This is a genomic window from Mariniflexile sp. (assembly GCF_041583155.1).
Taxonomy (GTDB): Bacteria; Bacteroidota; Bacteroidia; order Flavobacteriales; family Flavobacteriaceae; genus Mariniflexile.
Genome location: NZ_JBFHGK010000043.1, coordinates 23,974 through 31,203, shown reverse-complemented (window position 1 = coordinate 31,203; position 7,230 = coordinate 23,974). Strand labels below are relative to the sequence as shown.

At 32.3% G+C, this 7,230-nt stretch carries 3 protein-coding genes; all 3 read left to right on the top strand.

Features of this window, described 5'->3' with window-relative positions; translation table 11 throughout:
- Positions 1–641 precede the first annotated feature (641 nt).
- The 3 genes from ABYI63_RS14025 to ABYI63_RS14015 all read left to right on the top strand — a co-directional run bounded on the left by ABYI63_RS14025 (position 642) and on the right by ABYI63_RS14015 (position 7,221).
- Entirely contained in the window at positions 642–2,291 is a 1,650-nt protein-coding gene (locus ABYI63_RS14025; protein ID WP_372757135.1) for a DUF6377 domain-containing protein, read from the top strand.
- 276 nt (positions 2,292–2,567) lie between these two features.
- Positions 2,568–5,696, top strand: coding sequence for a SusC/RagA family TonB-linked outer membrane protein (locus ABYI63_RS14020; RefSeq protein ID WP_372757133.1), 3,129 nt, complete (start codon positions 2,568–2,570; stop codon positions 5,694–5,696).
- 10 nt (positions 5,697–5,706) lie between these two features.
- Entirely contained in the window at positions 5,707–7,221 is a 1,515-nt protein-coding gene (locus ABYI63_RS14015; protein WP_372757132.1) for a RagB/SusD family nutrient uptake outer membrane protein, read from the top strand.
- Positions 7,222–7,230 lie beyond the last annotated feature (9 nt).

The window sequence follows — 7,230 nt, the reverse complement described above, 5'->3', positions numbered from 1 at the left end:
GTTTTGATTAGTTTTGCATTGTGAATGTCACAAACTTGTTTGGCTATGTCCTATAGAGTGTCCTATTTGAAAATTTAGTTTTTAAATAATTGAAATACAGTATATTAGGTTTTGTTTGGGAGTCCTGCCACCCCGACGAACCTAGAAATAGGAAGTATCAAAACACTGTTAATTGTATGATTATCAGTGTTTTTTGTTTTAAAGCATTTTGTTTGATGCCAAATAAAAACAAAATGCAACATATAAAAGGTGTGCAATCAGGTGTGCGGTATCTTGCAAAACTTATGTAACTTAATAGACTATTTAAATGTAATTATATTTTCATTGTTTTTTTAAGTATCAAAGGAATGCGGATACTAATAAAGACAGATAATATCTTTTAATTGTTTTCTTCACGAGAAATCATGGATGTTCTCATTATGGATTTACTGGACAAACTTCGGAGAGTCCAATTTAAAAAAGTACAAAGTGTCGATTTTATTAATAAACCTACCGACTTCATATTTTTGCAAGAATGATAATTTTAAATTATAAAAAGAAGTTATAAAGTAAAAGCTTTATTTTTTTTTGATAAATTAGTTTATTTTAAACCCCTTTATTCAAATTTGTAAAAATTGATTTTATTTCAAAATATAATTCCGGTGCATAAAATACTTCCGTATTTATTGCTTTTTATTATATCTATACCTCTTTATTCTCAAAGTGAATTAGATTCGTTAATTGTAAGGCTGGAAGAAGAAATGGCTAAGCGCAATACTTATGACCAAGTTAAAGAATCACGGATTGCTAATCTAAAAGCACTTTTATCTGAAAGTAATGTTTCTCCTGAAAACCAATATTTTATTACCAATAAGCTCATTGCTGAGTATGAATATTACAGTTTTGATTCTACCTTAAAATACATTGAAGACAATTTAGCCTTGGCAAAAAAATTGGGAAATGATAATTTTATAAAAGAATCAACTTTAAGGCTAGCAAAACTTTTAGCAACATCGGGCAGGTATGATGAGTCTATTAAATTGCTTGAAGAGATAAACTCATCAAATTTATCGCAAGAATTAATTAGGGAATATTATATAATTTATAAAAGGTGCTATTATGAGCTTAGAATTATTTCTAGAGTTAGTAGTATAAGTGCTAATTATAATCAATTGTATTTTGCTTATAAAGATTCCTTGAATTCACAAATATCCAAACTTGGTGAAAATTCAAAAATATATTTAGAAGTTACCGAACAAAACTATCGAGATGCATCAGACATTAGAAAAGCTTTAGAAATAAACACAAAAAGATTAGCTCTAGCTAAAATGGGTACTCGAGAATTCGCAATGGTGGCTTTTAATAGGTCTTATATGAGTTCGGAAATAGAAGGCAATAGATTAAATCAAAAAAAGTTTCTTATTTTATCAGCAATTTCAGATATACAATCATCTGTAAAAGACAATGCTTCTATGGCAAATCTAGCTGTAATTTTATTTGAAGAAGGGGATGTTAAAAGAGCCCATAAGTTTATTAACTTTTCCTTTGAAGATGCCAAATTTTATAATTCAAAATTACGGTTCTTAGATATATCCAATGTGTTACCAGTCATATCAAAATCTTATGAAATTGAAAGCACTAAGCAAAACAATAAACTAAAAAGGCAGTTAATGTTTATTAGTTTTCTGTCTATAATATTAATGATAGCTTTGTTTCTCATTTTTAAACAATACAAGAAAATTAGGTTAGGTAGAGAATATTTAAAAAATGCCAATTTGCAACTTAAAGATTTAAATGAAAAATTAAGTTTTACGAATAAAGATCTAAAAAGGTTATATGAGGAACTTTCTGCAGTTGATACTATAAAGGAGCAATATATTGGTGCGTTTTTGAATTTATACTCAGATTATATAGATAAATTAGACGTTTACAGAAAAACAGTTCGTAAATATATAGTTACCAATAAAACAAATGATTTACTCGAACTTATTAAATCGAAAAATGTTGTAGATGAGGAATTGAAAATTTTCTATAGTAATTTTGATAAATCTTTTTTACACATATACCCGAATTTTATCGAAAGCTTTAATCAACTACTAAATGAAGATGAGAGAATTGTTGTGAAACATGAAGATGCCTTAACAGTAGAATTGCGAATATTTGCATTAATTAGATTAGGCATTTCAAACAGTTCTAAAATAGCAAAAATATTAAGATATTCGGTAAACACCATTTATAATTATCGGGTTAAAGTTAGAAACAGTGCTATTAATCGAAATGACTTTGAGGATATGGTAAAAAAAATAATGTAATTTTAAGAGTGTGATAAATTTCTCTCTTTGAAATTATTATATTATAGTTTGGTATGCATAATTTAATTCATTTCTTCCATATGTATGTTACGTTTTTACTACTTTATTTTTTTTATTAAATTAATTTAAAAATTTGAATATCAGATTTTTAAGTAATATTTTAGGTTTTTAAAATCTACTTATTTTATACTTTGTATTGTACTTAGCTTACTTCTTGGTTTAATTTGCTTCATGCCATTCTTTATTTGAGGGCTAACAAACTAAATTAAACTAAATATGAAAAACAACAATTTGATTTTAAAATCATTCACGATTTTATTTATTATTTCTTCATGGTTTTCTTTTGCGCAAGAAATCGCCATAAATGGAGTTGTAAATGATGAAACAGGAATGCCTATTCCAGGCGTAAACGTTATTAAAAAAGGTACTAAAAGCGGAACGGTAACAGATTTTGATGGGGTTTTTACCATCAATGCAGAAGTTGGTTCTAGATTGTCCTTTAGTTTTGTGGGCTATGAGACCCAAGAAGTGGTTGTAAATAGCAGTTCTAGCTTAGCAGTAATTTTGAAGCAAGATCTGGCGCAATTAGACGAAGTGGTGGTTGTGGGATACGGAACTCAGAAAAAAAGTGTAGTAACTGGTGCTATTTCTGGTGTTAAACAAAGCGAATTAGAAGATTTACCAATAACTAGGGTTGAGCAAACCTTACAAGGTAGAGTTTCTGGTATAACCATCGCCGCTAATTCCGGACAACCAGGTTCTTCATCTACGGTACGGGTTAGAGGGATTACAACATTAGGTAGTAATGAGCCTTTGTGGGTGGTTGATGGTGTTGTTGTAGATTCTGGAGGTATTGGTTTTTTAAATCAATCGGATATTGAATCTGTTGAGGTTTTAAAAGATGCGGCGTCTCAGGCTATTTATGGTGCAAGAGCAGCAACTGGGGTAATTCTTGTTACTACCAAAAAAGGAAAATTAGGAAAGCTAAGTGTTAATTATAATGGGTACACAGGATTATCATCTCCTGCTAGAAAATTAGACTTACTGAATGCTACCGAATATGCGACCTTATTAAACGAGCGATCTGTTAATGATGGTAAAGGTATTCTTTATTCAAATCCAGCTTCATTAGGTGAAGGAACCGATTGGCAATCTGTAATTTTTAATGATAGTGCTAAAAGAACTAGTCATGAATTTAGTTTAAGCGGAGGTAACGATGTTTCTAAATTTTTCGCTTCATTTGGGTATACCGATCAAGAAGGTATTGTATTAAGTGATGTATCTAATTATATTAGAAAAAATATACGTTTAAATTCTACACATAACATTACCGATAAGCTTCGTTTTGGACAAACGGTTGGGTATTCAAATGAAAAAAATAGTGGGATAGCTAGTAATACTGAATATGGTGGTCCCTTATCTTCTGCTATAAATTTAGACCCATTAACGCCTGTGGTTGAAACAGATCCAATCTTAATAGCCCAAAGCCCTTATTACGACGATGGGGAATTTCGTGATGGAATTTGGCGCGATGAAAACGGCAACCCTTATGGTATTTCAAACTTGGTTGAGCAAGAAATGTCTAACCCATTAGCATTTAAACAAACATTGTTAGGGAATTATGGATGGGCAGAAAATTTTGTAGGAAATGCGTATCTGGAATTTGAACCTATGGAAGGGTTAAAGTTTAGAAGTACTTTGGGTGGTAAATTAGCATATTGGGGATATCAAAGTTTTACACCAGTTTCTTATTTAAATAACGTTTATATAACGCCGCAAAATAATATTTCAAGAGGTACAAATAAAGGTTTTGGGTGGAATATTGAAAATACTGTTTCTTATACCAAAGCTTTAGGGAATCATAACTTTAGTATTTTACTAGGGCAAGGTGCCTATGTTGATAATATTAACTCAGGAGAAACTGTAACATATACTAATATTCCTGTTGATAGTTATCGCGATGCATCATTTAATTTCGGTGCGACTACTGACCAAATTAATGCTTCGGCTTATACCGGTAATGAACATACAGTAACCTCTTTATTCTCTAGATTAACGTATGATTTTAACGAAAAATATTTGCTTACTGCTATTGTAAGACGTGATGGATCTTCACGCTTTGGAGCTAATAACAAATATGGTTTTTTCCCATCGTTTTCTGCAGGATGGGTGCCTTCTAAAGAAGCATTTTGGAAAGATAATGATGTAATCAACCAATTAAAAATTAGAGGAGGTTATGGTGTAACTGGTAGTGATGCCATTGGAGATTTTCGTTATTTATCTACTGTAAGTGGAGGCCGAAACTATACTATAGGAACTTCTGGCTCTGTTACTGTTGGTAATAGTCCAGATGCACCATCTAATCCAGATTTAAAGTGGGAAGAAACTAGTCAATTAAACGTTGGTTTTGATACCAGATTATTTAATGATTTTTCAGTGGCATTTGATTGGTATAAAAAAGAAACCATAGGTATTTTACAACCTGTTGCATTGCCAGGTTATGTTGGTGCTATAGGAAGTCCTACCGGAAATGTGGCCGATATGGAAAATACTGGTATTGATTTAGAGCTAGGGTATAACAAGAGTTTTAAAGATTTTAATTTATCATTAAACGGTAACGTGTCATTTGTAAAAAACACGGTAACATTTTTAGGTAACAATATTGACTTTATAACAGAAGGAGCTGCATCAATTCAAAATATGATACCATTTACTAGAACGCAAGTAGGGCAAACTATAAACTCTTTCTACGGCTTTAAAACCAACGGTATTTTTCAAAATCAGGAAGAAATTGATAGCTACGTGAGTTCTGATGGAACGGTTATTCAACCAAATGCACAACCAGGTGATTTTAAATGGCAAGATCTAAATGATGATGGTAAAATTGACGAGGATAATGATAGAACTTTTTTAGGAAACTCTATTCCTAAGGCTACCTTTGGTTTCACCATTAATATGGATTATAAGAACTTTGATTTATTGGTATTCTGTCAGGGTGCAGTTGGTAATAAAATATTTCAAGGTTTAAGAAGGTTGGATATTACAAACGCAAATTACCAAACCAGTGCTTTAAACAGATGGGTTGGTGAGGGAACTTCTAATAGTTATCCAAGGCTAACAGCCGATGACCCTAATCAAAACTTTTCAAAACCATCAGATTTTTATTTAGAAGATGGTGATTATTTAAGATTCAAAACCATTCAAATTGGTTATACAATTCCTTCAAATGTATTAAGCAAATATGGTGTAGATAAATTAAGAATTTATTTAACGTCTGAAAACCTATTAACGTTTACTAAATACAGTGGTTACGACCCTGAAATTGGTGGAGGAATTTTTGGTGTTGATCGTGGATATTATCCACAAGCCATAACAAACCAAATTGGAATTAATTTACAATTTTAAAAAAAAAGATATGAAAAATATTAAAAACATAATGAATGCTGTTATTGCTCTGTCAGTAACTATATTCATGGTATCCTGTAGTGAAGATTTTTTAGAGGTAGAGCCAAAAGGAACTACACTAGAAGAAAACTATTACAAAAATGAAGCTGAAGCGTATTCTGGTTTAGTAGCGGTTTACGATGTTATGGGAAAGCAATCTCGAGGATTTGAGAATATGTTAGCACTATTAAACTCTGGATCGGATGATCACTTTGCTGGAGGAGGTAATTCTTCTGATGGACTTCAATTACAAGTGTTTTCTAATTATACTATCAGTCAGTCAACCGTTGCAACTAGTTATTGGAGCGATTTTTATCAGGGCATTTTTAGAGCCAATACGCTTTTAATAAAATTACCTAATGTTGATATGCCCGATGCTACAAAAGGAAGGTTTACTGCTGAAGCAAAAGCATTAAGAGCCATTTATTATTTTGAATTGGTAAGACTATTTGGTAACATTCCTTTAATTACGGCACCATTAGGTACTGCTGAAATTTATAATGTAACACAAGCAGACCCAAATGATGTTTACGCGCAAATTGAAACCGATCTGCTAGAAGCGATTCCAGATCTTCCCGTTACTTTAGATTTAGAAAATGAAGCAGGACGTTTAACACGAGGTGCAGCCAAAGCACTGTTAGGAAAAGTATATCTATATCATGGGAAAAATAGTGAAGCTGCTGCGCAACTGGCCGAGGTAAATGGTACGCCGGGAACAACTAGTTCTTATGGATATAAATTACTTAACAATTTTTCAGATTTATGGATAGTTAGTAATAATTATCATAGTGAGTCTATAATCGAAATAGCGCACACCGATCAAAGTAATGCCGATTGGGGAAATTGGGGTTGGGCTAATGATGAAGGAAATAGCTTTAATGTCATGGTAGGACCAAGAGGGTTTGCAAAAAATACAGGATCTACAGCTCCAGACTATGCGGCTGGATGGGGTTTTAATGTTATAACTCAAAGTCTTTTTGATGCCCTTAATGGAGATCCAAGATTTGATGATACAATCGAAAATTTAAAAGCCTTAAAGGATGCAGATCAGGTACAATACACAGCTGGTTATCAAGATACGGGCTATTTTCTTAAAAAGTTTATGCCTTTAAAAACTGATCAATCAACTGGTGGAGGGGCTACGGTACTTAACTATAAACAGCATACGTACATGATGCGTTTGGCAGATACGTATTTATTAGAAGCAGAAGCTTTAGGTGGTACGGGTTCACGAGCACAAGCATTGCTAGATGCTGTTAGAGCAAGAGTTGGATTACCTTCTGTTCCAGTTTCCTTAGAAGCAATCTGGAATGAAAGACGTTTAGAATTAGCTGGAGAAGGACATAGATGGTATGATTTAGTGCGAACTGGTAGAGCAGCTACTGCACTAGCATCTAGAGGGTTTGTATCAGGTAAGAATGAAATTTTACCAATTCCTTTATCCGAATTGGAAAATACCTTACTTGTACAAAATCCAAATTATTAATCATTAAAA